The following is a 26313-nucleotide window of genomic DNA, read 5'->3' on the forward strand; positions in this document are numbered from 1 at the left end:
CTCGATCGGCTTGATCTCGACACCACACATAACCGCGCCATGCGCAGCAGCAAGCCTGCTCCAAAGCAGGGCTTGACCAGCGCACAGCCGTTCGATATCTCCTCACCTCACTTGCACTGAACAAGCATAGGCTTCGGAACGGAGCGTCGGTCTTGAGCCTTGGTGACCTGGTGGTCATGGCGAGGTGTCAAACACCCGATCCCATCCCGAACTCGGCCGTGAAAAGCCTCCGCGCCAATGGTACTGCGTCTTAAGACGTGGGAGAGTAGGTCGCCGCCAGGTCACTCAGGCTCAAGAGACGCTCCATAACGAAGCTCATGCTTGCATCTTCACTGACATCGCGAACGCCCCGGCTCACATGAGCCGGGGCGTTCGTGTGTTCGTTTCTATGCCGGAAATTCGAAAGCAAGCGCCGGAGTGTGTGATCCTGTCTTGTGGTCCACATTGCTTCCTCATCGCACCACGAACCCTGTAGGGTTCTTGCCGGGAGAGGGACACATGACGGTCGCACTCGACACTTCCGCCCCTGAAGCAACCAGTGCCGAAACGGAAAACTGGGACGCACTGCGCCGCCGCGACCCTGCCTCTGACGGGCGGTTCGTTTATGCCGTCCGCAGCACCGGGGTCTATTGCCGTCCGAGCTGTGCCGCCCGGCCGGCCCGGCCGGAGAATGTCGTCTTCTATGCCACGAATGCCGAGGCGGAGCAGGCCGGGTTCCGGCCCTGCAAACGCTGCCGGCCCGATGGGCCAAGTCAAAGCGACCGCCGGGCCGAGGCGGTCGCCCGTGCCTGCCGGCTGATCGAGGAAGCGGAGGAGGCGCCGCTGCTGGAGGACCTTGCCGCGGCGGTGGAAATGAGCCCGCATCATTTCCACCGTATCTTCAAACAGGCGACCGGAGTCACCCCGCGTGCCTATGTCCAGGCCAGCCGGGCAGCCCGTGTCGCCGGCGCCTTGCAGCAGGCAGGCAGCGTGACCGAGGCGATCTATGAGGCCGGCTATGGTTCCTCCGGGCGCTTCTACGAGACCGCGGGCGCGCGGCTGGGGATGACGCCGACCAGCTATCGTAAGGGCGGAATGGGTGAGACCATCCGTTTCGCGCTCGGGGTTTGTTCGCTCGGCTCGGTTCTGGTCGCAGCCACCGAGCGCGGGGTGTGCGCCATCCTGCTGGGCGACGATCCCGACATGCTGCTCCGTGATCTAGAGGACCGTTTTCCCAAAGCCGAACTGATCGGCGGCGATGCGGACTTCGAGGCGACCGTGGCGCAGGTGGTGGGCTTCGTCGAGGCGCCGAGTACCGGACTTGCCTTGCCGTTGGACATCGGCGGCACCGCCTTTCAGCAGCGGGTGTGGCAGGCGTTGCGCGCCATCCCGGCCGGACGGACCGCCAGCTATGCCGAGGTCGCTGGCGCCATCGGCGAGCCGGCGGCGGTGCGGGCAGTGGCGCGGGCCTGTGGCGCCAATCCGCTGGCGGTGGCGATCCCCTGCCATCGGGTGGTGCGCTCGGATGGCGGTCTATCGGGGTATCGCTGGGGTGTGGAGCGCAAGCGGGATCTGCTGGACCGTGAGCGCAAGGAGGCGGTGCAGTGATGGTGCTGGAACAGCTGGACTGGCTGCGGATCGAAGCGGAACTGGATTCGGTGGGCCATGCCGTCGCGGGGCCGCTGCTGGATGGCGAGACCTGCGGGGCACTGGCCGGGCTCTATGAGCAGGACACCCCTTTCCGCAGTCGGGTGGTGATGGAGAGGCATGGGTTCGGCAAGGGCGAATACAAATACTTCGCCCACCCGCTGCCTGAACCGATCGCGGCCTTGCGCGGACCGCTTTACCGGCGGTTGGCGCCGGTTGCCAACCGATGGGCCGAAGCGATGGAACTCGATACCCGTTATCCGGCGGACCATGCGGATTTTCTGGAGCGCTGCCATGCCGCGGGACAGACGCGTCCCACGCCGCTGCTGCTGAAATATGGTCCCGGCGATTACAACTGCCTGCATCAGGACCTGTATGGCGAAACGGTGTTTCCGTTGCAGGTCGCCATCCTGCTGTCGGCGCCGGGATCGAAATTCAGCGGTGGAGAATTCGTCCTGACCGAGCAGCGTCCGCGCATGCAATCTCGTGCCACCGTGGTGCCGCTGGCTCTGGGAGAGGCGGTGATCTTCGCGGTGGACCAGCGCCCGGTCCAAGGCACCCGGGGCACCTATCGCGTCCGGCATCGCCATGGTGTCAGCCCGGTACGGTCGGGTGCGCGTCATACGCTGGGCATCATCTTCCACGACGGGGCGTGAGGCGTCATCCCGCAGCCGACGGGGCCCGCGATCCCATGCCACGCGCAGGTGAATAGCCGCGCACCGCCAGAGCCGCGAACAGCAGGGTGGCGCCGGTGACGACCGCCAGCGCCAGCCCGTCGATCCGGCCATGGAGCGCGAAGCGGATCAGCTCCACCCCATGGGTGAAGGGGTTGATACTGCACAGCCACCACAGCAGCGGCCCGGCCTCCTCCATGCGGTAAAGCGGGTAGAGGGCGGAGGAGAGGAAGAAGAGAGGGAAGACGACGAAGTTCATCACCCCGGCGAAATTCTCCAGCTGACGGATGGTGGAGGCCAGGACCATGCCGAGAGCCCCAAGCATCAGCCCGTTCAGCAGCAGGGCCGGCAGCACCGTCAGCGGCGCCCAGACCGGAAGATTGATGCCGTAGAGCCTGACGATCAGCAGGAAGGCCGCCACCTGCAGAACCGACACCACCACTCCGCCCAGCAGCCGCGCCACCAGCAGGAAGGCGCGGGGCAGCGGGCTGGTCAGCAGGATGCGCATGCTGCCCATCTCACGGTCGTAGACCATCGACAGCGAACCCTGCATGCCGTTGAACAGCTGGATCATGCCGATCAGTCCCGGCACGATGTAGACTTCGTAGGGGATGTAAGTCTCGTAGGGCGGGATGATGGCGATGCCGAGCGCCGCCCGGAACCCCGCCGCGAAGACGAACAGCCAGACCAGCGGACGGACCAGCGCGCCGAGAAAGCGTTCGCGCTGATGGACGAAGCGCAGCACCTCGCGCAGGACGATGCCGCGGAAGGCGATCCCCCAGGTCCCGAGTTGCCGATTGGTCATGCCGCGACCTCCATGTCGGCCGCTGGATTGGCTGCGGTCAGCCGGTCGAAGCTCTCGGCCACGTTGGCGCAGCCGGCCTCGGCATTCACCACGGCGACCGGTCCGCTTGCGCGCACCCGGCCGCGATGCAGAACCACCACATGGTCGGTGGCGGGATCGATCTCGTCGATCAAATGGGTGGCCCACAGCACGGCGATGCCGTCCTCCGCGCACAGCGCGTGGACATGGCGGATCAGCGTGCGCCGGGCGGGGATGTCCAGCCCGACGGTCGGTTCGTCCAGCAGCAGCAGGGTCGGGCGGTGCAGCAGGGCGCGGGCGATCTCCACCCGTCGGCGATGGCCGCCGTTCAGCGCGCGGATTTTTTCCCCCCGTCGTTCGAACAGCGACAGCCGGGTGAGCTCCGACTCGATTCGCCGGTCGGCGTCGCGCCGGCCGATGCCGTGCAGCGCCGCGAAGTAGCGCAGGTTCTGAAGCACCGTCAGGTCGAGGTCGAGAGTCGGTTGCTGGAACACCACGCCCAGCCCGGCCAGCGCGTCGCCCGACGCCTGCACGATGTCGTGGCCGTGGATGCGCACCTGCCCGGCGGTCGGCCGCAGCAGGCCGGTGGCGAGCGCGAACAGCGTGCTCTTCCCGGCCCCGTTGGGGCCGAGCAGGCAGGTGAAGGCACCGGGCATCACGCGGAAGCCGACACCCTCCAGCGCAAGACGGTTCCCGCCATAGCCGTGGCGAAGTCCGTCGACCTCCAATGCCGGCACCGTCATTCCGCCACCTCCGCTGCCTCCGCCCGTCATCGTTTCAGCCCTTGACCGCCACGCCCCAGGGATAGCGGCCGACCTTGACCGACTTGGTCACCTTCAGGCCGTCGACGTCGATTACCGAAACGTCGCCGCTGACCCCGTTGGTGGTGTAGAGCGTCTTCTGGTCCGGCGTCAGGGCCAACTGCCAGACGCGACGACCGACGAGCAGGTAGTCCTTCACCTCGAAGGTCTTGGCATCCACCACCGCGACATGGTTGGCCGGACCGAGTGCCACGAAGGCATAGCGGCCGTCGTCGGTCAGCTTGACCCCCACCGGCTGGATGCGGTCCTTGGCGACGCCCTTGATGTGGAAGTCGACGACCTTCTTGACCTGGCGGGTGGCGGTGTCGATGACGCTGACGGTGCCGCCGATCTCGGACGAGACCCACAGCTGCGATCCGTCCTTGGTGAATTGGGCATAGCGGGGACGGGGGCCGACCAGCGTGTTGTCGACCACTGCGCGCTTTTCCATGTCGATCCAATGGACCATGCTGGTGGTCTCGGAGGTGTTGACGCCCCATCGGCCGTCGGGGCTGACATCCATCCCCTCCGGCTCCACCCCGACATCGACCTGGAAGGCGACCTTGCGCGTCGGCACGTCGACCACGGTGACGATGTTGCTGTCCTCGTTGGCGATGAACAGGCTCTTGCCGTCGGGGCTGAGGGCGAACTGTTCGGGATCTTCGCCCGACGGCAGGTTGTGGACGATCTTCTTGCTGGCGAGATCGAGGACCTGCACCGCATGGTCGTCGCTGGCGCAGATGAACAGCTGGGTCCCGTCCTTCGACAGGGTGATGCCGCGCGGACGCTTGCCGACCTTGATCGTATCGGTGACCGCCATGGACTTGCCGTCGATCACCGACAGCGTGTTGTCCTTCTCGTTCGACACATAGATGGTCTGGGCCGAGGCGGCCGATGCCAGAAGGGTGGCGACCAGGGCGGCTAAGGATATGCCGGTGGAGCGGGAGGCGGTCATGGCGTGGTCTTTCCTCGCGTCTTGCAGAGCGTTTCCGGTTGGTCGTAGCCCAGGCTGTCCAGTTCGGTCCGCGGATGTAGGAACCCTTCCTGCGGCGACACCGACACCAGCGAGCGGTCGGCGGCCAGCAGCACGGGCTGGCGCAGCTGGCCGTCCCAGGGCCGCAGGCTGAGCGGTGCGCCGCGGAAGGCGGACATGGTGAAATCGGGCGACTGGATGAAGGCGATCAGACGATCGGGATCGGCGGTGCGGGCACGGGCGGCCGCTTCGCCCACCACGCGGACGGCAGTCCAGTCATTGTGGTCGCGTGCCGTCATCGGGCGCTTGGCCGACGCCTTGAAGCGGGATTGCAGCTGTGCCGCGCCCCATTGCTCGTGGGTGCGGTGCCAGACGGTGGGAACCAGCCCCTGGGTGCCGGCGACCGGGCGCGGATCGGCGGTGCGGTAGGACAGGTAATCGCCGAATTCCCCGACCTCGTCGGCGACGACCAGCACGTCATAGGCCTTGGTCTGGGTGAAGACCGGGATTTCCGATTCCGCCGTGCGGTTGACGTCGCTTTCGGCCGTCCAGTCCTTCTCCGCCACGATCTGGCCACCGAAGCGCTTGGCGGCGCGGCGGATCGCATCGGCATACAGCTTGTCCTCCGGCCGGCGGCCGGTGACCAGGAACCAGCGCGGCCAGCGCTTCTTCACCAGATATTGCCCCAGCGCATCGGCCAGCATCGCCCGGCTGGGCGCCACATGCACGAGGTTGGGCGCGCAGCCGCCGCCGCGCAAAGCGTCGTCGGGCGCAGTGGCGTTCAGCAGCAGCAGGTTGCGCGCCTCCGGCAGCTTCGACAGCGCCTCCACCGTAGCGCCGGGCGCATCGACGATGACGAAGCGGTCGCCGCGGCCGGCCAATTCGCGTAGGGCCGTGGCGGCGTCGCCATCCGGCGCCACCTCCACGCTGTCGAGCACGAAGGATTGCTTCAGGAACTTGCCGGTCGTGTTGTTGTCGGCGATGGCCAATGCCGCGCCGGCCAGCCCGTCGTCGGCGGCCGGCTCGGCGGGATCGGCGACGGAGGGTGGCGGTTCGGGCGTCTGCGACAGGAAACCGATGCGGATTTCGCCCACGGTCTGCGGAAGGGGCTGTGCAGCGGCGCCAACGCCCGGCGTGCCGGCCAGCAGGACGGCACCGAGTGCCGCCAGCGACACGCTGTGGAGAAGGTGGGGCAGGCGGGTCGTTGTCATCATATCCGTCGGAAGGCCAACAGTTTGGAGTGCAGCCTATCGGGCGAATCCCGACTTCGGAATGCGACTATGGAAGGATGGACAGGCCGAGGCAGGAGCGGTGCCGGCAAAGCGGCGGGCGGCCTGGTGGCGGGCCGTCCGTCTTGTACGAAAGTCCAATTATTGGCATGGCGGAGTGGTGACTATCCTGGCTGCCCGTTCCATGAGGAACCCATCACTGCCGGGACCTGCCATGGCGACCGTGACCCGCCGCCGATTCCTGTCCGGATTGGCCGCCAGCTGTGCAACCGTCGGGATTGCATCCGCCCTTGGCTATCCGCGGGCCGCCGCCGCCCGGCCGCTGGACGAGGTGGTGGAGCGCGGCCGTTTGCGGGTGGCGGTCTATCGCGATTTCCCGCCCTTCTCCTTCCAGCGCGACGGCAAACTGGTCGGCATCGACGTCGATCTCGCCCGGGCGATTGCGGAGAAGCTCGGCGTCAGGGCCGACATCTACGAGCAGATCCCCGGAGAGACGGTGTCGGACGACCTGCGGGTCGCGGTGTGGCGCGGCAGCCTGTTCGGCGGTGAGCTGGCCGACATCATGATGCACATCCCCTACGACAAGCGCTTCGGCCTGATGAACCCGGAAGCGGTGCTGTTCGGCCCCTATCATCAGGAGGTCTTCGCCCTGGCCCGCGACCCGCAGCGGGTGCGCTCCGCCGTGCTGGCGACCCTGCCGGACGAGCCGATCGCGGTGGAGATCGACAGCGTTCCCGACTTCTTCCTGCTGGGTTTGCAGGGCGGGCGGCTGCGCAGCCGCATCATCCACTGCCCGACGCCCGAGGCCGCCATCGACAAGCTGACCTCCGGCGAGGCCGCGGCGGTGCTGGCACCGCTGAGCCAGGTGCAGGCGGCGCTCGGCGCGCGGGTGGAACAGTTTCCGGTCACCACCGTGACCCTGCCGGGCATGATGACCTCCAGCTGGAACATCGGCATGGCGACCAAGGAGAATTCCCGCGATCTCGCCTACAGCATCGGCGACGCGGTGGCGGCCCTGACCGAGGATGGAACGATGGCGAGGATCTTCACCGCCTACGGCGTCACCCACACGCCGCCGCCGCTGGTGGAGTGAGAGCGTCCGACCCTGCGTACGCACTGCGAAGGTGTTTCATGGCTCGCGAGCGATGCCACTGGAATGAAACGACAGCTTCTCTCGGCCGTCATTCCCGCGAAGGCGGGAATCCAGCTGACCCGCTGATTTCCGGCAGAGAACGCCTGGGTCCCCGCCTTCGCGGGGATGACGGCCGAATAACGAATGTGGCCAAGTTGGAAGCCGTCAGCTCGCTTCTTCCGGTCGGGAGGGGTGGATGAGATACGCGCTGCGCCATATGGGACTCGCCGGTGCGATGTTCGCCGTCGCTTCCCCCGCACTCGCCGCAGGCTCTCCGTCCGATCCGCTGAACTCCGTGATGTGGGAGGCGTTGCGCGACCAGTATTTCGCCGGGGCGCCGGTCGTTTTCGATACCGCGGTCAAGGTCACCGCCCCCGCGGCGGCGGAGGATACGCGCGCGGTGCCGATCTCCGTCGATGCCACGGCGCTGGGGCGGGTGGTGGAGATGGTGGCGATTGCCGACCTCAATCCCTTTCCGCTGGTGCTGCGCTATCATCCCGGCACCGCGGCGCCCTATATCGCCACCCGCATCAAGATCCAGCAGGCGACCGCCCTGCGCGGGGCGGCGCGGACCGCCGACGGGGTCTGGCATGTCTCCGGCGTGCTGGTCGATGCGGCGGGCGGAGGATGCAGTGCGCCGCCGACCTCCTACGCCCAGAAGGATTGGGCCGACCATGTCGGTGAGGTGCAGGCCCGGTTGTGGCCGGCGGACCCGGAGGGGGTGGCGCGGCTGCGGCTGCGCATCCGCCATCCCAACGACACCGGCCTCGTCGATGGAATCCCCGCCTATTTCGTCGAGACCTTGCAGGTCGAGGCGCAGACTCCCGGCGGTTCGCCCGCGCTGGCGCGGATCGACAGCCTGGAGCCGGTGTCGGAGAATCCGGTCTATTCGCTGGACCTCCGTCCGCCGCCGGACGCCACCGCGCTGGTGCTGCGCGGCCGGGACAACCAGGGCGGCGAGATCCGCGCGACCATCCCGATGCCGCCGCCCGGTAGCAAACCGGCGATGAGGCCGGCGATGTCGCCGAAGCCCGCCGAGCAGCCGTGGAGTGTCGGGCAATGAGCAGGCCGTTCCTGCGCTGGCTGGCGCTGACCGCCGCCATCCTTGCCACTGGTGTGACGGCCGGTGCGGCACGGGCCGCCGGGTCGCTGGCCTACGATCTGAAGCCGACGCCGATCGCCCCCGACACCTATGTCTTCGAAGGCTCGACCAAGCATTTCACCCGGACCAACGGCGGCAACATCCTGAATTCCGGCTTCATCGTCACCGCCGACGGGGTGATCGTCATCCAGACCGGCCCGTCCCGCCGCTATGGCGAGGAGATGCGCGCGGCCATCCGCAAGGTCACCGACAAGCCGGTCCGCAAGGTGTTCATCAGCAATCTGCACCCCGATTACTGGCTGGGATCCCAGGCCTTCGCCGACGTGCCTCTCGCGGCGTTGCCCGGCACCATCGCCGGCATCCAGGAGGAAGGCAGCGGCATCGCCGAGAACATGTACCGGCTGGTCGGCGACTGGATGCGCGGGACCGAGGTGACGGTGCCGACGGAGCCGGTCTATGGATCGACCGTGAAGTTCGGCGAGCATCGCCTGCGGCTGATCCCGCTGAGCGGCCACACCGCCGCCGACCTGATGATCCTGGACGAATCGACCGGGGTGCTGTTCGCCGGCGGGGTCGTGTTCTGCGACCGCACCCCGACGACGCCCCATGCCAGCGTCGCCGACTGGCTGAAGGAACTGGACGCGGTCGATGCGCTGGATATCCGGCTGCTGGTGCCAAACCATGGGCATATCCGTCCCGACAAGGCTTGCGTCGCCCAGACCCGCGATTGGCTGACCTGGCTGGACGGCACGCTGCGTCACGCCGCGGACTCCGGCCTCGACATGGCGGAAGCGCTGGACCTGCCGATTCCCGAGCGGTTCCAAATGCTGGACGTGCTGCGGGAAGAGTATCGCCGCTCGGTCGCCCATCTCTGGCCGAAGATCGAGCAGTCCAGCCTGCCGCGAGTCAATTGAGGCGAAGGGAAACTGACGCTTACGCCTGCTACTATCCGACAATTTACCCCGCCGATCATCCGTCTACACTGCCGATACCGTAAAGCGACGCGGTCCCTTCGGCCGCCAAAAGCTTGAAAAGCCGCCCTGATTCCGTTCGCCCGCCGGACCCGCCCGTCCGGTGGCAACGGACAGCTCTTGCCCGGGCGGTGCCGTCATCATCAGTTTTGGGAGGCAACCGCATATGAAGCGCCTGGTTACAAGTCTTGCCCTGGCAGCCTCGCTGATCGCGTTCAGCGCCACCGGCGTCCTGGCCGCCGACGCCCCCTCCGCCGGCCCGTCCAGCGACGATCTGCTGAAGAGCGCCACCAACACCGAAGCGGTCCTGACCTACGGCATGGGGCCGCAGGCCCAGCGTTTCAGCCCGCTGACCGACCTGAACGCCGACACCGTCAAGAAGCTGGTCCCGGTCTGGTCCTTCTCCTTCGGCGGCGAGAAGCAGCGCGGGCAGGAAGCCCAGCCCATCATCTATGACGGCACCATCTACGTCACCGGGTCCTACTCCCGCCTCTATGCGGTCGATGCCCGCACCGGCCACAAGAAGTGGGAATACAACCACCGCCTGCCCGACGGCATCATGCCCTGCTGCGATGTGGTCAACCGTGGCGCCGCGATCTATAAGGACAAGATCTATTTCGCCACGCTGGACGCCCGCCTCGTCGCGCTGAACCGCGAGACCGGCAAGGTGGTGTGGAACAAGAAGCTCCAGGAATACAAGGACGGCTATTCCAACACCGCCGCCCCGCTGATCATCGACGGCAAGATCATCACCGGCAATTCCGGCGGCGAGTTCGGCGTGATTGGCATGGTCGAGGCCCGCGATGCCGAAACCGGCGAGCTGGTCTGGCAGCGCCCGACCATCGAAGGCAACGTCGGCACGCTGAATGGCAAGGAGTCGACCGTCACCGGCAAGATCAACGCCAGCTGGCCGGGCGACATGTACAAGACCGGCGGCGGCGCCACCTGGCTGGGCGGTACCTACGATCCGGAAACCAAGACGCTGTTCTTCGGCACCGGCAACCCGGCGCCCTGGAACTCGCACCTGCGTCCGGGCGACAACCTCTATACCTCCTCCACGCTGGCCATCGATCCGGACAATGGCGAGATCAAGTGGCATTACCAGACCACGCCGCATGACGGCTGGGACTTCGACGGCGTGAACGAGTTCGTGTCCTTCGACCTTAAGAAGGACGGCAAGGTCATCAAGGCCGGCGGCAAGGCCGACCGCAACGGCTTCTTCTACGTCATCGACCGCACCAACGGTAAGCTGATCAACGCCTCGCCGTTCGTCACCAAGATCACCTGGGCCAAGGGCATCGACATCGAGACCGGCCGCCCGATCTACAACGACGACAACCGGCCCGGCGCCCCGGCGACCGCCGATGCGCATGACGCCAAGGGCAAATCGGTCTTCTCCGCCCCCGCCTTCCTGGGCGCGAAGAACTGGATGCCGATGGCCTACAACCCGCAGACCGAGCTGTTCTATGTCCCGGCCAACGAGTGGGGCATGGACATCTGGAACGAGCCGATCACCTACAAGAAGGGCGCGGCCTATCTCGGCGCCGGCTTCACCATCAAGCCGCTGTATGACGATTACATCGGCGCGCTCCGCGCCGTCGATCCAAAGACCGGCAAGATCGTCTGGGAATACAAGAACCCGGCCCCGCTGTGGGGCGGCGTCCTGACCACCGCCGGCAACCTGGTCTTCACCGGAACGCCGGAAGGCTATCTGAAGGCGTTCGACGCCAAGTCCGGCCAGGAGGTCTGGAAGTTCCAGACCGGCTCCGGCGTCGTCGGCAGCCCGGTCACCTGGAAGATGGATGGCGAGCAGTATGTCGCCGTCGTCTCCGGCTGGGGCGGTGCGGTGCCGCTGTGGGGTGGCGACGTCGCCAAGCTGGTGAAGGACATCAACCAGGGCGGCTCGCTCTGGGTGTTCAAGCTGCCGAAGGCCTGACCGCAAGAGCGGCCAAGTGGAAGCGGGCGGGCCGGAGGAATCCGGCCCGCCCTTTCTCGCGCCTGCGTCTTGCGCAGTCATTCTCACTGATATTCGGGTTCTGTCCTACCATAGTCCAATTATTTGTACGGCCCACTGCTGATAACGTCTGCTCATGCGAAGCAAAAGCCGCAGGACGGCTAGAAACAGAGGGAACGTTCATCTCATGAATCAACGGATCATTCGTCTCGCAGCCGCCGTTGGCCTGATCGGTGCCGTCGCTCTCCCCGGTTTGGTTTTCGCCCATGGCGATGTCGTTCCGCAGCCGGTCGACACCACCGGGCTGGACAAGCTGGGCGACGCATGGCGGGACAGCAACCCCTACCGTGGCAACGCACGGGCGATCGAGATCGGTGCGTCGGCCTTCAACCAGAACTGCGCGCGGTGCCATGGGCTGGGCGCGGTGTCCGGCGGCATCGCCCCCGACCTGCGCTATCTGGAGAAGGGCGACGCCGGCGACGAGTGGTTCAAGGAGCGCGTCACCAACGGCTCGATCCGCAACGGCGTGACCTATATGCCCAAGTTCGGCGATGCGCTGGGGCAGGAGGCGCTGTGGTCGATCCGCTCCTGGCTGGAAACCGTCCACGAGGAATGACCGCGGCCGGATCATCGGCTCTTCCCTTCCACTCTTCTCTTCCAAGGTGGTCATCCATGATTCGCAGAACCGCATCCCTGGTCGCCGTCGCGGCATCCCTGTTGGCCGCTCCCGTACTCGCCGCCGACCATGCCACGCCCGAGCAGGCCAAGTCGCTGGTCGCCGATGCCGTCGCCTACCTGAAGGCCAAGGGGCCGGACGAGGCGACCAAGGCCTTCCAGGATCCCAAGGGCAGCTTCCGCCGTGGTGAACTTTATGTCTTCGTCTTCGACACCGATGGCCGCTACGTCGCTTCCGGCGCCAATCCGAAGCTGGCCGGTTCCAATGCCGCCGATTTGAAGGACGCGGAAGGCAAGCCCATCGTCCAGGCGATGATTTCCGAGACCAAGGAGAAGCCGAACGCCGTCATCGACTACGTCTGGCTGAACCGCCAGAGCAACAAGGTCGAGCACAAGCATTCCTATGTCACCCGCGACGGCCGGTACATCGTCGGGGCAGGAACCTACGATCAATGACGGTGTGATACGTCACACCCCGTTAGCTTTCCCGCATTTTCCCGCCCGGCACCCGCAAGAAGGTTCCCTTCATGCAGGTGCCGGGCGGAAGCCTGTTTGGAAGAGGCCGAGCCGCTTCGGCTCAGAACAGCCCCTGCGCCTCGCGCGCATAGTCCAGCAGCTTTTCCACCGACCGGGCGCGGTCCGCCGTCTCGGCGAACCGGGTGCGTGACGCCTCGGCCGCCTGCGATTGGGCGGCGGCATCCTGTCCAAGCACCGCGGCACGTTCCAGAAAACTCGCCTCATCGGCGACGGTCATGGCCGGACCGGCGATACCGGCGACATCGCCCTGGGCGTAGGTCACCACAGGCAGGCCCTCCGCCAGAGCGAAGGCGGCGCTGCCGCCACCGCCCTGGCGCGGCGGGTTCAGGTAGACGGTCGCCACGCCATACAATTCGCGAATCCCGTCGACATTGCCCAACGCCTGCATCCGCGCGGCGTTGCGGGCGACGGCGATCCGGTCCGGCAGGTCGGATGCCGCGCCGGCAAAGGCGATCCGCCCGTCCGGAACGCGGTCGAGAAGCCGGTCGAGCGTCTCGACGAAGTCCGGTTGGACTTCCTGGTCCAGACGGTTGCCGACGACGACATAGAGCGGCCCATCCTGCGGCAGGCGGAAATCGGCACGGCTGCGCGCAGGACCGGCGGCGGGCAGGGTCCAGCCGAAGGAGAAGGGCCGGAAGCGTGCCCGCGCCTCCTCGGGCCAGCCGGCGGCATCGTCCTCCGGGGCATAGCCCAGCAGAAGCGTGGCGAGCGAGGGGGGCAGGCCGCTGGAGGTCGGCAGGAACACGACGGGGCGGGTGCGGGCGAACAGGTCGGCCACGGTGTTGGACCCGCCGAAGGCTACGATCACGTCGGGATCGAACCGCTCAACCGCATCGACGATGGCGGTCAGCTTTTCCTCGTCGAAGCGTGGCTGCGGGAAGGACAGCATGCGGACCTGCGTCCCCCGGGCGGCAATGGTCTGCTCCCCGTCATATTCCTCGGTGACGTTGTAGCTGTATTCGGGAACGAAGCCGTTCTCGCCTTCCACCGCCATGGCGTTGGGATTGACGATCAGCACGTCGCAGCCATGGTCGTCCTGCAGCCGGCGGGCATAGTCGAAGGCGTCCGCCGTCGGCTGGTGCCCTTCGCCCAGCATCTGGTTGGTGATCAGCGCCACCCGCTTGACCACGCTGCGCGGGGAAGCCCGGCGCATGCGGGCATCCAGGCCATAGCGCCGGGTCGTTTCCTCCACCAGCAGGCGGTAGAAGCGGCGGAATTCGCCCTGAGTGAACGCGCCGACGTCTCCCACCCGCGCATCGCCGTGGAACAGTCGCATGGCGATGCCCCAATAGGCGTAATGCATGGACGGCACGGAGAAACGCAGCGGATCCTCCAGCGCGGTGTTCACCAGGTTGCGGTAATAGCCGATGTCCCCGGTCAGCAGGAACAGCAGGGATTGCCGCCGCATCACGTCGCCCATGGCGTAATGGGCATCGACTTCCGTGGCGGCCGCCGCGCGGATATCGTCGTCATAGCGGCGGATGAGGTTCGCCAGGGCGCCGACATTGCCCCAGCCCTCGCCCTCGTTGGTCAGCAGCGTCAGGGCGCGGGCGAAGCTCAGGGCCGCCTCGCGGGGGCGACCGGATGCGTGCAGGGCATGGCCCAGATTGGCCTGGAACAGGGGGGAGCTGTCGTCGCCGGCGACCGCCTGGGCGATCCGGTCCGCCGCCTCGTCGGGCCGGCCGGATTGCAGGGCGATCACCCCCAACAGATGCAGGGCGTCAGGATGGCCGGGCGACGCGTCCAGCACGTCGCGGTACAGCCGCTCGGCCTCCGCCGTGCGGCCGGCGCGGTGGTGTTCCGTCGCCACGGCCAACGTCTGCTCGATCTGGTCCATGATGCACGTCCTTGCTGTCCGGGGCGGCCCCCATTTCCCGGAAACCGTCGTCCCATGCTGTTTACTCTGTTTTAGGGAACACGCGATCAACTTTCATCATGCACGGATCTACGACCATCCGGGGAGAAGGCGGACGCCGCGTCATCCCCCTACCGAAAACAGCCGTCGCCGCCGTCGTGGCGCGGTGTCTTTTTTGGGGTCTTCTCGTCATCGCGGGAGCCGCCGGTGCCGGTGCGGCCCAGCCGATGGCCGGATCGGTGGAGGGGGCGCCAGGCGGCCCGTCGATCACCATCAGTCTCGCCGACCGCCGGCTCTACCTGACCGACCCGAATGGCAGTACCCGCGGCTTTCCCATCGCCGTCGGCCGACCGGGCGTGCCGATTCCCGTCGGCGTGAGCAGCATCCTGCGCAAGCGCCGTGATCCCACATGGCGGCCCACCGCGCACCAGCGGCGCGAGAAGCCGTCCCTGCCGCGGGCGGTGCCGCCGGGACCGAACAATCCCTTGGGCAAATTCGCGCTCGATCTCGGCTGGACGGCCATCGCCATCCATGGAACCAACGAGCCGGAGTCGATCGGCAAGCAGGCCAGCGGCGGCTGTTTCCGCATGCTGCCTGCCGACATAGAAGCCGTCTTCGCTGCGACGGAGATCGGCACTCCGGTGCGGGTGGTGCGGGAAAGGCTCGCTGAAGCCGTTCCGGAGAGGCCGGTACCGGTGGCGGTCAGGTCGCCTGCGCCGGCCTTCGCATCGTTGCAGCCAGTCCCCCCTGCGCCGGTGGCTCGCGTGCCGACCTCCGTCGTTGCGCCCCCGGAACCGGTGTTGCAACCACCGCCGACTCCGGTCGCCGATCCGCGCTGCGCCACGGTGACGGCACCGCTGCGGCGGATGATCTGCGATGTTCCGGCGCTGGCCCTGCTGGACGGCCGCGCCCGCGGGGTGCAGGAGCGGTTCCTGGCCGCCGTCGACGACCCTGCCGCCCGCGCCGCGGCATCCTACGAGTTGATCCAGGACGAGCGCCGTTTCCACGAGCGGATCGCCGCGCTGTGCTGGATCCGCAGCGGCACCGAGGGCGAGCCGGCGGTGGCCGCGGCGGCGCAATCCTGCCTGACGACGGCCCTCGACCGCAGGCTGAAAGACGTGGCGGAACGGATCGCCGACTTGCGCGGCGGAGCCCGGTTGGCGGGACGGCCATAGTGGGAAGACCATGGGAGGACCGGACGAATCGCGACGGGGGCGGTCATTCTGTCTTGCCTGGATCCCCCTCGGACTGCTAACCCGCAGAACCCAAACGTTCGGACAATCCGCCGCCCATGCCGATCGACTATTATCTGAACATCGCGGCCTCCGGCCTGCTGACCGGCTTGGTCTACGGGCTGGCGGCGCTGGGGCTATCGGTCATCTTCGGCGTCGTGCGCGTCGTCAACTTCGCCCATGGCGAAATGATGGTGGCGGGCATGTACGGCGCCGTGCTGCTGGGCGGCTGGATCGGCCTGGATCCGCTGCTGTCGGCGCCGATCATGGCTGTGCTGCTGTTCGCCTGCGGCTGGCTTCTGCAGCGCGGCCTGGTGAACAAGTTCGTCGAGCGGCCGGAGCACATGCAGTTCATCCTGCTGCTGGGCATCGCCACCATCCTGGTCAACGCCATGCTGATGCTGTTCGGTCCGGACGCCCGCAACGTCCAGGTGCCCTACAGCTTCGATACGGTGGAGATCGGATCGATGCTGCTGGATGCCGTGCGCCTGCGCGCCGGGGCCGCGGCCATCGTCGTGGCGGCGGCACTGTTCGCCTTCTTCCGCTTCAGCCGGACCGGCAAGGCGATCCGCGCCTGCGCCGACAACCCGCTGGGCGCCCGCGTCGTCGGACTGAACATCGACGGGCTCTATGCCCTGACCTTCGGCATCGGCGCCGCGGTGGTCGGGGTGGCCGGTGCCCTGATGACGCTGCTGGTCGACGCCCGGCCGCAGCTGGCCCCGGAATACACGCTGCTCAGCTTCATCATCGTCATCGTCGGCGGACTGGGCAGCCTGCCCGGCGCGCTGCTCGGCGGCGTGCTGATCGGCATGTCCGAGGCGCTGGCCGGCTTCCTGCTGACGCCGTCCCTGAAGTCCCTGTTCAGCTACGGGGTGCTGATCGTGGTGCTGCTGCTGCGCCCGCAAGGGCTGTTGGGGAAACGGTCATGAGCGGGTTTTCGGGGATGCCCTTTTTCGGGTTGACCGGACGCGGGATGGTCCTGCTGGTTCTGGCGGCGCTCGGGCTGGCGGTGGCGCCCTTCGTCGCCGACCGCTATCTGGTGTCGGTGCTGACCACCGTGCTGTGGTTCGCCTATGTCGGGCAGGCCTGGAACGTGATGATGGGCTTTTCAGGCCTGCTGTCGCTGGGCCATGCGCTGTATGTGGGCCTGGGTGCCTATGTCAGCGCCGCGCTGTTCGTCCATTTCGGCATCGGGCCCTGGGCCGGGATGGTGCTGGCGATGCTGGTCGCGGTGGCCGCCGGCTGCATCATCGGCTTCCTGGGCTTCCGCTTCGGGGTGAAGGGGGTGCATTTCGCCCTGCTGACCATCGCCTTCGCCGAGGTGGCGCGCATCGGATTCGACCACATCACCTGGGTCGGCGGCTCCGGCGGCTTCTTCCTGCCGGTGGAGGCGGGGGCGAGCGATCCGCTGAACCTGCGCGGCTCGCCCATGCTGTTCTATTATGTGGCGCTGGCGCTGGTCGTCGCCGCGCTGCTGCTGTCGCGTGCGCTGCTGCACAGCCGCCTGGGTTACCAATGGCTGGCCGTGCGGGAGGAACCGGACGCGGCGGAGGCGTCGGGTGTCGACCTGTTCCGCGCCCGCATGACGGCGGTGGCTGTCTCGTCCGCGCTGACGGCGCTGGGCGGGGTGTTCCAGGCCTTCTACTTCAACAACCTGTTTCCGGAGCAGGTCTTCTCGATGGGCCGCTCCATCGAGATCATCCTGCCGGCCATCGTCGGCGGCATCGGCACGCTGATCGGTCCGATCCTGGGCGCGTTCATCCTGACGCCGCTGGGCGAGGTGCTGACCTTCCTGATCGAGGCCGGCGGGCTGGACCTGCCCGGCCTGAAGCAACTGTTCTACGGCGCGGCGCTGGTGGCAATCGTGGTGTTCCGGCCGGAGGGCGTTTGGCCCTGGCTGGCCCGCCGCCTGCGCCTTGTCCGCCAGCCGGGGGATTTCCGCCAGCCGGGGGAGGGCGCCTGAGATGACCGCATTGCTCGAGGTCGAGGGTCTGTCCAAGCGCTTCCGCGGGCTGAAGGCGGTGTCCCAGGTCGGCTTCACCGTGCCGGAGGGGCGCATCCTCGCCCTGATCGGACCGAACGGTGCCGGCAAGACCACCACCTTCAACCTGATCGCCGGGGTCTTCCCGCCCGACGAGGGGCGCGTGACTCTGAAGGGCCGCAACCTGACGGGGTTGAAGCCCAATCAGGTCTGCGCCGCCGGGATCGGCCGCACCTTCCAGATCGTCAAGCCCTTCGGCCAGCTGACGGTGGAGGAGAATGTCTTGGTCGGCGCGCTGGCCCGCGAGCGCTCGGTGGAGGCCGCGCGGGTCCAGGCCCGCGCTGTTCTGGAGCGCCTGGAACTGGCCGATCAGGCCAACCGTCCGGCGCGCAGCCTGACCCTGCCGGACCGCAAGCGGCTGGAGGTCGCCCGGGCGCTGGCCACCCGTCCGACCCTGCTGCTGCTGGACGAGGTGCTGGCAGGGCTTCGGCCGACGGAGGTCGACCGCATGGTCGAGGTCTTGCGCGACCTGAACCGGCGCGAAGGGTTGACCATCCTGATGATCGAGCATGTCATGCGCGCGGTGATGGCGCTGTCGGACCGCGTGGTGGTGCTCGATCACGGCGAGAAGATCGCCGACGGCGCCCCGGCGGAGGTCGTCGCCGACCCCCGCGTCGTCGAATCCTACCTGGGCGCCGAAGCGCTGGACTGACGAGGGCCGGTCAGTTGCTGAGGTTCGCCGGGTCCTCGCGGAAAGTGACGGAGGCGATCTCGGCCGTCAGGGGATGGCCCGGGTAGCTGAAGCGGCGCAGCCACTCGGTGTCGCCGGATGCGCTCCAGAAGCGCAGCATCAGCCGGCCGGGCATGCGCGGCAGTTCCTCCGGCTTGCCGGATATCCGATGCACCGGTTTGCCGTCGACGGTCCAGACGATGCCGTTGGGCTTCCAGTCGAAGCCGTAGCTGTGGACCCCCTTGGCCGCGTCGAAGCCCAGATCGACCACGACGTCGCGGTGCCCGGTGCCGTTGACGACGTAGCTGATCTCCAGCTTGGTGGTATCCTTGCCGGCGATGCCCAGCGTGATCTCGTCCCAGGGATCGCCGAAGGGGGGGCCGGTGTAGTGGGAAACCGAGGTCATCACCCCGTCGGCCTTCACGGCCTTCAGCGAGACCGTATAGGCGCCGTAGCCGTAGAAGCGGTGGGTCGAATACTCGCCGCAGGAATAGCGGTCGCTGCCGGTGACGCGGTCGCTCACCGACAAGGCGAGATGGCCCTTCTCGCTGGTGACGTTGGCACGGCTCCAACTGCAGTTCATGTGCCCGCCGGCTTTCCAGCCGTCCGACCGCTGCCAGCGCGAGGCTTCGAAGGCTCCGGAGGTTTCGCTGAAGCTGCCGCCGACATGGCTGAACAGCGATTCTGCCGACGCCGGTCCGCTGCCGGTGAGAAGCGGGCCGGCCAGAAGGGCCGCGAGGCCCGCACCGAGCAGGGCGGCCGTCGTCCGCCTGCCATGTTCCGTGACGTTTCCGCGCATCGCCGTTCCTCCCGCTGCATTCGGGCCGATCCGCGATTTCGGTCGGCCACCACCCCGATATCGCGGCAATGGCCCGGTGCTGCAACGGCGCGGGCGGGGTGTGCCCGCAACCTGCCGGTGTACCTCGCTCGATAACCGAAGACGCTGCGAGGAGATCAGACGTCGGTGACGCCGCTTTTCGGGATGCGGACGTCGCGGTGGACCGACATGCTCAGCAGAAGGCCGACGCCGATCATCAGCGTCATCATCGCCGATCCGCCATAGGATACCAGCGGCAGCGGGATGCCGACGACGGGGATCAGCCCCATCACCATCGCGACATTGACGAAGACGTAGAGGAAGAACTGCGCGGTCATGCCGACCGCGACCAGCCGACCGAACTGGCTGCGGCTGTTCAGCGCGATCACCCAGCCATAGATGAACAGCAGGACGTAGAGTGCCAGCAGAATGGCGGCACCGACCATGCCGAACTCTTCCGCCAGGACGACGAAGATGAAATCGGTATGCTTTTCCGGCAGGAACATCAATTGGCTCTGCGAGCCCGACATGAAGCCTTTGCCGAACAGCCCGCCGGAGCCGAGCGCGATCTTCGATTGCAATATGTTGTAGCCGGCACCGAGCGGATCGGTTTCCGGGTCGAGGAAGGTGTAGACGCGCTGCTTCTGGTAGTCGTGCAGGAACTCCCAGGCGACGGGAATGGCGCTGAGGCCGCCGCCGATCACCAGCAGGAACTTCCACACCCGGACGCCGGCGGCGAAGAAGATGGCGCCGCTTCCCATGATCAGCAGCAGCGAGGTGCCGAGGTTCGGCTGCATCAGCACGAAGGCGACGGGCGTGAAGACCAGCAGCAGGGGAGGGATCAGCAGCAGCGGCCGCCCGATCTGGTCCAGGGTCACCCCATGGAAATAGCGGGCGAGCGCCAGCGTCAGCGCCGGCTTCATCAGCTCGGAGGGCTGAAGCTGGAAGAAACCGAGGTCGATCCAGCGCTGGGCGCCCATGCCGATGCGGCCCATCAGCTCCACCGCGATCAGCAGGCAGAGCACGACGAAGAAGATGGCGTAGGCCGACTTCATCAGGTGGCGGATGTCGACCAGCGCGATGCCCAGCATCAGGACCAGGCCGGGGATGGCGCGGACCAGCTGCGGTTGGGCCCAGGGTTTCCAATGGCCGCCGGCCGCGGAGTAGAGCAGCCCGACGCCGACCCCGGTGATCGTGCAGACCAGCAGGACCAGTCCCCAGTTGATGAGCCTGAATTTAGCGCCGAGCGTCAGCTGCGACCGCTGCGGCTCCAGGCCGCCGGAGCCGATATTGGAAAGAACCACGACCTTGCGCCGATGTTGCCGGAAGGGATGGAGCCGGATCGGACCGGGCGGATCGGATCTGGCGGATTGGATTTGGCAGAGTGGACCCGGGCGAACCGACCGGGGTGAACCGGCCGGAGGGGAGCCGGCGCGGATAATGCGGCAAGCCTTCCGTCCGGTAAAGGCGGCCGTGCGGCGGCCGCATTTTCTAACCGGCTCCGCTTGCCGAATCCAGTTGCCGAACCCGGTTCCCGAATCCTGCCGATCAGGCAGGTAGCGCTTCCACCTGCAAGGTTTCGGAGAAGAAACGCACTTGATTGCGCCCGGCGTGCTTCGCGTCGTAAAGCGCGCTGTCGGATTGGGCGACCAGATCCGAGAATTCGCTATGCTCCTTCGTCAGGCTGACGCCGCCGATGCTGCAGGTTACCGTCACCCCGCCTTCGGCGCCGAGCTGGACCAACTGCCGTTCGATGGTGCCGCGCAACCGCTCGGCCAGCAGGCGGCCGGCCTCCACCCCGGTTTCAGGCAGCAGGATGGCGAACTCCTCCCCGCCGATCCGGCCCAGGGCATCCTCGCGCCGGAGCTGGCCGGCGCAGCAGTCGACCACCGCCTGGATCACCCGGTCGCCGAAGGGATGGCCGGCGCAGTCGTTGATCGATTTGAAGCGGTCGATATCCAGCACCAGAAAGGTCAGATCCCGGTCATGGCGGCGAGCCCGACGGAACTCGACTTCCCCGAGTTCGAACAGGCGACGGCGGTTCAGGGCTCCCGTCAGCCCATCGGTATGGGCAAGCTTGGCCAGTTCGCGGTTGAATTCGTCGCTGGCCATCAGGACATAGTTGATCGCCCCCACCACCGTCCCCAGCAACGTCAGCAGGAAGGTGACCCGCTCCACACGGTCGTCCAGCATATAGGTGGCCGGGGGCGCTTCCTGGGCGAGGCCGGCCGCCATGCGGACGAGATAGACCAGGGCAAGTGCGGTGCACAGCAGCCCGGTGACATAGTGGGGAATGCCGCGGCCCTCGTAGCGTACAAGCACTGCGAAGGCGATGAACAGCAGCACCGCGGACGTTGCGAAGCTGACCAGGATGCGGACCCAGGCGATCCCGCCATCGGCGAGCAGCAGCAGGAGGCAGGATAGGCCCACCGTCACCCCGACCACCGCAGGTCCGAAAGGCCAAGCCGGCCGGCGTTGAAGATGACGGACGCTGGTGTAGTTCATCGTCAAGCCGGCCAGACCCATCCCGTTGGCGAGCGGGATCAGCAGTTCAGGCATCTGACCGGCACGCAGCCCCGCGATGAGGAAGGCTGAACCCACCAGGAATTTCCCGTAGGAGTAGGCGCGCAGGGATTCGCGGATATGGCGGGGATAACGGCCCGAGGCTACGACGATGGACAGACCGACCGCAAAGCCTATGACGGTGATGACCTGCGCAATGAAGGTCGTCTCGAAATCCATCCGCAAACCCGCCACGCGCCATTACGCCGGTATGTCATCGGCACGCTATACGAAGCCTTTGGCGGTGACAAGCCGAAGCGGCGAACTCTGCAGAGGGATTTCCGGCTACTCTGTTTCAATTGCCGCTGACACCAATTTTATAGCGTCAATCCTTTTCCGGCGCATAACCTTTGACGAACAGGTCGACGGCGGCATCGACGAAGCGCTCCAGCTCCTCGTCGCCCGGCCGCTCGCTCAGGCACAGCAGCAGCTTCATGTGCATGTTGGCCTTCAGCAGCCCGAAATACTGGTGGGTGGCGAGGTCGCAGTCGGCGATCGCCAGTTCGCCCCTATCCGTCATGTGGGCCATGAACTGGCGGCCGCGCTCGAAGGTTTCGGCCGGGCCGCTTTCATAGAAGGCCTGGGCGAGCTGGGGCTGGCGCAGCACCTCGCCCAGAACCATGCGGTAGAGACCCAGCGCCTTGGGCGACGCGATGAAGCGGACGAAAGTCCGGCCGATCAGGCGCAGCCCGTCCGCCGCCGGCAGGTGCATCGCCTCGTCCCAGACGCCGGCCAGGACGGAGTACGCGCATTCGCAGGCGACCATCGCCCGGAACAGTTCCTCCTTGCTGCCGAAATGGGCGTACAGCGTCGCCTTGGACACATTCGCCTTCTTGGCGACCGCATCCATGCTGACGGCGCTGTAGCCATGCTCCAGGAACAGGGTGCCGGCCGCTTCCATGATCTGGGCCGGCTTCGATCCCGCTTCGGGAGTGGGGGCAACCAATGTGGTCATGCGCGCCTCGCCTTGGTCCATGTTCCTGGCCCCTACCGCGTTCCGCATCGCCCGACAAGCCCCCTGACACCAATTGCCAAAAACTAAACCGTTCAGTTCGGTCTTGACAAGAGATAGGCCGTCCGCCATCTTCCGGCAAGACTAAACTGAACGGTTCAGTTTCTTTTCCGTGCCGGCGCCGACAAGAGCGGCCGGCGGAAATGCGGAACGGACCGCAGTGGATTGGGGATAGAGACCATGGCGAATGGCGTGCGGAAGATCGTGCTGTCGGGTGTCGCGCTGGCCGTTTTGGCGGGCGGCGCCGTCGCCGGCGAACGTTGGTGGACGGAAGGCCGGTTCCTGGAATCGACCGACAATGCCTATGTGCAGAGCGACATCACCGTCGTCAGCCCGAAGATTTCCGCCTATGTCCGTGACGTGAAGGTGGCGGAAAACCAGCTGGTGCGCACGGGCGACGTGCTGGCGATCCTGGACGAGCAGGACTTCCGTGCCAAGGTGGCTGAGGCGGAGGCCGCGGTGACCGCGCAGAGGGCGGCGCTCGGCACGCTGGACAGCAAGCTGGAACTGCAGCGGACGGTGATCGACCAGGCCGCCGCCAGCCTGGCGAGCGCCGAGGCGGAACAGCGCCGGGCGCAGCAGGATTACGAACGCAACCGGTCGCTGGCCAACGACAGCTGGACCAGCCGGCAGAAGCTGGAAACCGCCGATGCCGACCTGCGCAAGGCGGTGGCCCAGGTGGCGAAGTCGCGGGCGGCGCTGGCGTCGGAGAACGAGCAGATCAACGTCCTGCGCGCCACCCGGACCGAGACGGAAGCCCATCTGGCCCAGTCCCAGGCGACGTTGCAGACCGCGCGCAACGATTTGGACAACACCGTGGTTCGCGCGCCGGTCGACGGCGTGGTCGGCAATCGCGGCGTCCAGGTGGGACAATATGCCCGGCCCGGCGTGCAGCTCCTGTCGCTGGTGCCGCTGCCCGACGTGTATGTGGTCGCCAACTTCAAGGAAACCCAGCTTTCCCGCATGCGCCCGGGCCAGCGCGTCAGCATCTCCGTCGACGCCTTCCCGGACCGCCACCTGGTGGGTACGGTGGAGAGCTTCGCGCCGGCGTCGGGTTCCAAGTTCTCGCTGCTGCCGCCGGAGAATGCGACCGGCAACTTTACCAAGATCGTGCAGCGCGTGCCCGTCCGCATCGCCTTGCCGCACGACAACGCGCTGGCCGGCCTGCTGCGTCCGGGCCTGTCGGTGGAGGCGGAGGTCGACACCCGCGGTGCCGACACCCAGCCCCATGTGGCGGGTGGCGGCGTGTTCGGCGTGCTGACCGACAAGCAGGCGGTGGCCGCCAAGTAGACGGCGGTCACGGTCCGGCGGGGACGTCGCCCCTTCTCCCCCTTCGGGAGCGGCGTCCCCGTCTTCTGTTCCAGCGAGATTTCGGCCGGAGCCGCCCCGGGGCGGATTGCGTTCGGCCGCGACGGAAGGCAGCGGTTCCATGGCGACACCGGCCCAGGGCATGCGCCCGCTCACCCCCCGCGACATCGCCGGCTTCTTCGCGATGGTCGTCGGCATGTTCATGGCGATCCTGGACATCCAGATCGTCTCCAGTTCGCTATCGGAAATCCAGGCGGGCCTCGCGGCCAGCGCCGACGAGATCTCGTGGGTGCAGACCTCCTACCTGATCGCGGAGGTCGTGATGATCCCGCTGTCGGGCATCCTGTCGCGCATCCTGTCGACCCGCGTGCTGTTCACCATGGCGGCTGCCGGCTTCACCCTGACCAGCGTCGCCTGCGCCTTCTCCGGCGGCATCGAATCGATGATCGTCTGGCGCGCGCTGCAGGGCTTCATCGGCGGTGCCATGATCCCGACGGTGTTCGCCACCAGCTTCATGATCTTTCCGCCGGAAAAGCGGGCGGGCGTATCCGTGATGATGGGGCTGGTCGCCACCATGGCGCCGACCATCGGCCCGACGCTGGGCGGTTACCTGACGCAGCACATGTCGTGGCACTGGCTGTTCCTGGCCAACGTCATCCCCGGCATCCTGGTGACTTCGCTGGTCTGGTTCCTGGTCGATGTCGACCGGCCGAATCCGGAACTGCGCAAGGGCTTCGATTTCGTCGGCCTGGCGCTGATGGCGTCCTTCCTGGGCAGCCTGGAATATGTGGTGGAGGAGGGGCCGCGGAACGACTGGTTCGACGACGAGGCGATCTTCACGCTGGCCGTGGTGGCGGCCGTCTCCGGCATCGGCTTCTTCTGGCGGGTCCTGTCCTACCGCAACCCGATCGTGGAGCTGCGCGCCTTCGCCGACCGCAACTTCGCCATCGGGTCGCTCTACAGCTTCATCCTCGGCATCGGCCTCTACGGGTCGGTCTATCTGCAGCCGCTGTTCCTGGCCCGGGTGCGTGGCTTCAACAGCCTGCAGATCGGCACCATCATGTTCGTGACCGGCGCCTTCCAGTTCATGTCGGCTCCGATCGCCGGCGCCCTGTCGAAGCGGATGGATTTGCGCGCCATGCTGGCGCTGGGGCTGATCCTGTTCGGGAGCGGCGTCTGGATGAACAGCCACTTCACCGCCGAGACCGGCTTCTGGGAGTTGTTCCTGCCGCAGGCGGTGCGCGGCATGTCGCTGATGCTGTGCTTCATTCCCATCAACAGCGTGGCTCTCGGCACCCTGCCGCCGGACAAGCTGAAGAACGCGTCCGGCCTCTACAACCTGATGCGCAACTTGGGCGGCGCCATCGGTCTGGCCGCGATCAACACGGTGCTGACCGACCGCAACGCGCTGCACCTGAACCGGCTTGGCGACAACGTCAACCTCGCCCGGCCTGAGGTGCAGCAGATGGTCGACAATCTGAGCCAGCGTTTCGACGGGCTGGTGGCGGATCCGACCGCCGCCGCAATGTCCCGGCTGGTCGGGCTGGTCCAGCGCGAGGCGCTGATCCTGACCTTCAACGACGCCATGCTGCTGATGTCGGCGGTGTTCTTCGGGGCGTTGCTGTTCATGCCGCTGGTGCGCCGTCCAGGCGGGCCGGTGAAGGCGGATCATTGAACAGGTGCATTGCGGGCGAAATGGGTTGCGAGCGGGATAGGTCGCCGCCCGCGGGTTGTGCTATAGCTTGACGGACCGTCCGAACGCCCGTCTGAACCCTGCCGAGTCCCATGAGCAAGCGCCAATACACCCGAGCCGAGGTCAAGGAACTTCTGGGGGCGCTGGAGCGCCAGTGCCGCGAAGCGTCGAAGCTGGCCCAACTGGCCGAGCATGAGGCCAGCAAGCACAGCTTCGGCGCCTATCGCGATTTCCGCGACAAGGTGGGCGAGTTCCAGGCACTGGTCATCCTGATCGAGCAGCGCCTGCGCAATCTGGTCGACGCCCGGTCCGACGACCTGCGCGACCAGTTCGAGAAACTCGACACCGTGATGCTGGCGCTGCTGGTGCGGGCCAGCATGCGCTTCTTCTTCGTGCTGTCGGCCAACCCGATCCTGCCGATGGGAGCCCGCGAGATCTTCGTCGCGGAGCTGCGCAGCCTGCACGATGCCGCGGAAAAGCTGAAGCGCCCGAGTTACGCCGGCAAGCTCGGACCGGAGCTGGATCGTGACCTGGAGACCGCATCGCTGATCCTGGAAGAGATCATCGACAAGGCGCCGAGCCTGCTGAACTTCCGCGGGGCGCCGGTTTCGGGCGAGTAGGGCGCCG

24 protein-coding genes and 1 rRNA gene are annotated in these 26313 nt (G+C 66.9%); 16 read left to right on the plus strand and 9 right to left on the minus strand.

Annotated elements, in window-relative coordinates; all coding sequences use genetic code 11:
- Nucleotides 1–166 precede the first annotated feature (166 nt).
- The 3 genes from rrf (at nucleotide 167) to JHL17_RS06235 (ending at nucleotide 2282) form a co-directional block, all read left to right on the plus strand.
- Nucleotides 167–282: ribosomal RNA gene (rrf, locus tag JHL17_RS06225) — 5S ribosomal RNA — on the plus strand.
- Nucleotides 283–498: 216 nt separating this feature from the next.
- On the plus strand, nucleotides 499–1587 hold the full coding sequence (ada, locus tag JHL17_RS06230; RefSeq protein ID WP_200191191.1) for a bifunctional DNA-binding transcriptional regulator/O6-methylguanine-DNA methyltransferase Ada: 1089 nt from the start codon (nucleotides 499–501) through the stop codon (nucleotides 1585–1587).
- Entirely contained in the window at nucleotides 1587–2282 is a 696-nt protein-coding gene (locus tag JHL17_RS06235) for a 2OG-Fe(II) oxygenase (protein ID WP_200191192.1), read from the plus strand. Before ada ends, JHL17_RS06235 begins: the two co-directional genes overlap by 1 nt.
- 4 nt (nucleotides 2283–2286) lie before the next feature.
- On the opposite strand, the gene JHL17_RS06240 is transcribed toward JHL17_RS06235, so the two are convergent.
- From JHL17_RS06240 to JHL17_RS06255, 4 genes are read right to left on the minus strand one after another with little or no spacing between them, the layout of a single operon-like run.
- Complete coding sequence (locus JHL17_RS06240; RefSeq protein WP_200191193.1) at nucleotides 2287–3105, minus strand: ABC transporter permease; 819 nt, start codon at nucleotides 3103–3105, stop codon at nucleotides 2287–2289.
- Nucleotides 3102–3866, minus strand: a complete 765-nt coding sequence (locus tag JHL17_RS06245) for an ABC transporter ATP-binding protein (protein ID WP_200191194.1) — start codon at nucleotides 3864–3866, stop codon at nucleotides 3102–3104. The genes JHL17_RS06240 and JHL17_RS06245 overlap by 4 nt, the downstream gene beginning before the upstream one ends.
- 34 nt (nucleotides 3867–3900) lie before the next feature.
- Nucleotides 3901–4878, minus strand: coding sequence for a YVTN family beta-propeller repeat protein (locus JHL17_RS06250; protein ID WP_200191195.1), 978 nt, complete (start codon nucleotides 4876–4878; stop codon nucleotides 3901–3903).
- Nucleotides 4875–6107: an ABC transporter substrate-binding protein gene (locus JHL17_RS06255; protein WP_200191196.1), complete on the minus strand. Its 1233-nt coding sequence runs from the start codon at nucleotides 6105–6107 to the stop codon at nucleotides 4875–4877. The genes JHL17_RS06250 and JHL17_RS06255 overlap by 4 nt, the downstream gene beginning before the upstream one ends.
- 232 nt (nucleotides 6108–6339) lie before the next feature.
- Here JHL17_RS06255 and JHL17_RS06260 point away from each other — a divergent pair, with 232 nt between their 5' ends.
- The 6 genes from JHL17_RS06260 to JHL17_RS06285 all read left to right on the plus strand — a co-directional run bounded on the left by JHL17_RS06260 (nucleotide 6340) and on the right by JHL17_RS06285 (nucleotide 12415).
- Nucleotides 6340–7218 carry a transporter substrate-binding domain-containing protein gene (locus JHL17_RS06260; RefSeq protein ID WP_247893352.1) on the plus strand — a complete coding sequence of 293 codons (879 nt, stop codon included), beginning with the start codon at nucleotides 6340–6342 and terminating at the stop codon, nucleotides 7216–7218.
- Nucleotides 7219–7453: 235 nt separating this feature from the next.
- Nucleotides 7454–8320, plus strand: coding sequence for a quinoprotein dehydrogenase-associated SoxYZ-like carrier (locus JHL17_RS06265; protein ID WP_200191198.1), 867 nt, complete (start codon nucleotides 7454–7456; stop codon nucleotides 8318–8320).
- Nucleotides 8317–9273 carry a quinoprotein relay system zinc metallohydrolase 1 gene (locus JHL17_RS06270; RefSeq protein WP_200191199.1) on the plus strand — a complete coding sequence of 319 codons (957 nt, stop codon included), beginning with the start codon at nucleotides 8317–8319 and terminating at the stop codon, nucleotides 9271–9273. Before JHL17_RS06265 ends, JHL17_RS06270 begins: the two co-directional genes overlap by 4 nt.
- 223 nt (nucleotides 9274–9496) lie before the next feature.
- A complete protein-coding gene (locus JHL17_RS06275; protein ID WP_200191200.1) occupies nucleotides 9497–11266 on the plus strand; it encodes a methanol/ethanol family PQQ-dependent dehydrogenase in 1770 nt (589 codons plus the stop codon).
- 205 nt (nucleotides 11267–11471) lie between these two features.
- Nucleotides 11472–11900 (plus strand): cytochrome c-550 PedF, encoded by a 429-nt coding sequence (gene pedF / locus JHL17_RS06280; protein ID WP_200191201.1) that lies wholly within the window; start codon nucleotides 11472–11474, stop codon nucleotides 11898–11900.
- 56 nt (nucleotides 11901–11956) lie between these two features.
- On the plus strand, nucleotides 11957–12415 hold the full coding sequence (locus JHL17_RS06285) for a cache domain-containing protein (RefSeq protein ID WP_200191202.1): 459 nt from the start codon (nucleotides 11957–11959) through the stop codon (nucleotides 12413–12415).
- 121 nt (nucleotides 12416–12536) lie between these two features.
- Here the strand turns inward: JHL17_RS06285 and JHL17_RS06290 are convergent, their stop codons facing one another.
- Entirely contained in the window at nucleotides 12537–14333 is a 1797-nt protein-coding gene (locus tag JHL17_RS06290; RefSeq protein ID WP_200191203.1) for a tetratricopeptide repeat protein, read from the minus strand.
- A 98-nt stretch (nucleotides 14334–14431) separates the two neighbouring features.
- Between JHL17_RS06290 and JHL17_RS06295 the strand changes: the two genes are divergently transcribed.
- From JHL17_RS06295 to JHL17_RS06310, 4 genes are all read left to right on the plus strand, one after another.
- On the plus strand, nucleotides 14432–15526 hold the full coding sequence (locus JHL17_RS06295) for a L,D-transpeptidase family protein (protein ID WP_200191204.1): 1095 nt from the start codon (nucleotides 14432–14434) through the stop codon (nucleotides 15524–15526).
- A 116-nt stretch (nucleotides 15527–15642) separates the two neighbouring features.
- Nucleotides 15643–16512, plus strand: a complete 870-nt coding sequence (locus tag JHL17_RS06300) for a branched-chain amino acid ABC transporter permease (protein ID WP_200191205.1) — start codon at nucleotides 15643–15645, stop codon at nucleotides 16510–16512.
- Complete coding sequence (locus JHL17_RS06305) at nucleotides 16509–17546, plus strand: branched-chain amino acid ABC transporter permease (protein WP_200191206.1); 1038 nt, start codon at nucleotides 16509–16511, stop codon at nucleotides 17544–17546. Before JHL17_RS06300 ends, JHL17_RS06305 begins: the two co-directional genes overlap by 4 nt.
- Before the next feature lies 1 nt (nucleotide 17547).
- Nucleotides 17548–18276, plus strand: coding sequence for an ABC transporter ATP-binding protein (locus tag JHL17_RS06310; protein WP_200191207.1), 729 nt, complete (start codon nucleotides 17548–17550; stop codon nucleotides 18274–18276).
- A gap of 10 nt (nucleotides 18277–18286) precedes the next feature.
- Here the strand turns inward: JHL17_RS06310 and JHL17_RS06315 are convergent, their stop codons facing one another.
- The 4 genes from JHL17_RS06315 to JHL17_RS06330 form a co-directional block, all read right to left on the minus strand.
- The gene (locus JHL17_RS06315) at nucleotides 18287–19093 is read right to left on the minus strand and encodes a family 16 glycosylhydrolase (protein ID WP_200191208.1); all 807 of its coding nucleotides are present in this window, start codon (nucleotides 19091–19093) and stop codon (nucleotides 18287–18289) included.
- A gap of 155 nt (nucleotides 19094–19248) precedes the next feature.
- Complete coding sequence (gene rodA / locus JHL17_RS06320; RefSeq protein WP_200191209.1) at nucleotides 19249–20415, minus strand: rod shape-determining protein RodA; 1167 nt, start codon at nucleotides 20413–20415, stop codon at nucleotides 19249–19251.
- Between the two features lie 244 nt (nucleotides 20416–20659).
- The gene (locus JHL17_RS06325) at nucleotides 20660–21853 is read right to left on the minus strand and encodes a GGDEF domain-containing protein (RefSeq protein ID WP_200191210.1); all 1194 of its coding nucleotides are present in this window, start codon (nucleotides 21851–21853) and stop codon (nucleotides 20660–20662) included.
- Nucleotides 21854–21998: 145 nt separating this feature from the next.
- Nucleotides 21999–22628, minus strand: coding sequence for a TetR/AcrR family transcriptional regulator (locus JHL17_RS06330; protein ID WP_247893353.1), 630 nt, complete (start codon nucleotides 22626–22628; stop codon nucleotides 21999–22001).
- A gap of 237 nt (nucleotides 22629–22865) precedes the next feature.
- Here JHL17_RS06330 and JHL17_RS06335 point away from each other — a divergent pair, with 237 nt between their 5' ends.
- The 3 genes from JHL17_RS06335 to JHL17_RS06345 all read left to right on the plus strand — a co-directional run bounded on the left by JHL17_RS06335 (nucleotide 22866) and on the right by JHL17_RS06345 (nucleotide 26306).
- Nucleotides 22866–23975, plus strand: coding sequence for an HlyD family secretion protein (locus tag JHL17_RS06335; RefSeq protein WP_200191212.1), 1110 nt, complete (start codon nucleotides 22866–22868; stop codon nucleotides 23973–23975).
- A 139-nt stretch (nucleotides 23976–24114) separates the two neighbouring features.
- Nucleotides 24115–25668 (plus strand): DHA2 family efflux MFS transporter permease subunit, encoded by a 1554-nt coding sequence (locus JHL17_RS06340; protein ID WP_200191213.1) that lies wholly within the window; start codon nucleotides 24115–24117, stop codon nucleotides 25666–25668.
- 110 nt (nucleotides 25669–25778) lie between these two features.
- Nucleotides 25779–26306, plus strand: a complete 528-nt coding sequence (locus JHL17_RS06345) for a hypothetical protein (protein ID WP_200191214.1) — start codon at nucleotides 25779–25781, stop codon at nucleotides 26304–26306.
- The last annotated feature ends 7 nt before the right edge of the window (nucleotides 26307–26313 follow it).

It is taken from the genome of Azospirillum endophyticum (assembly GCF_016595245.1).
GTDB classification, from domain to species: Bacteria; Pseudomonadota; Alphaproteobacteria; order Azospirillales; family Azospirillaceae; genus Azospirillum; species Azospirillum endophyticum.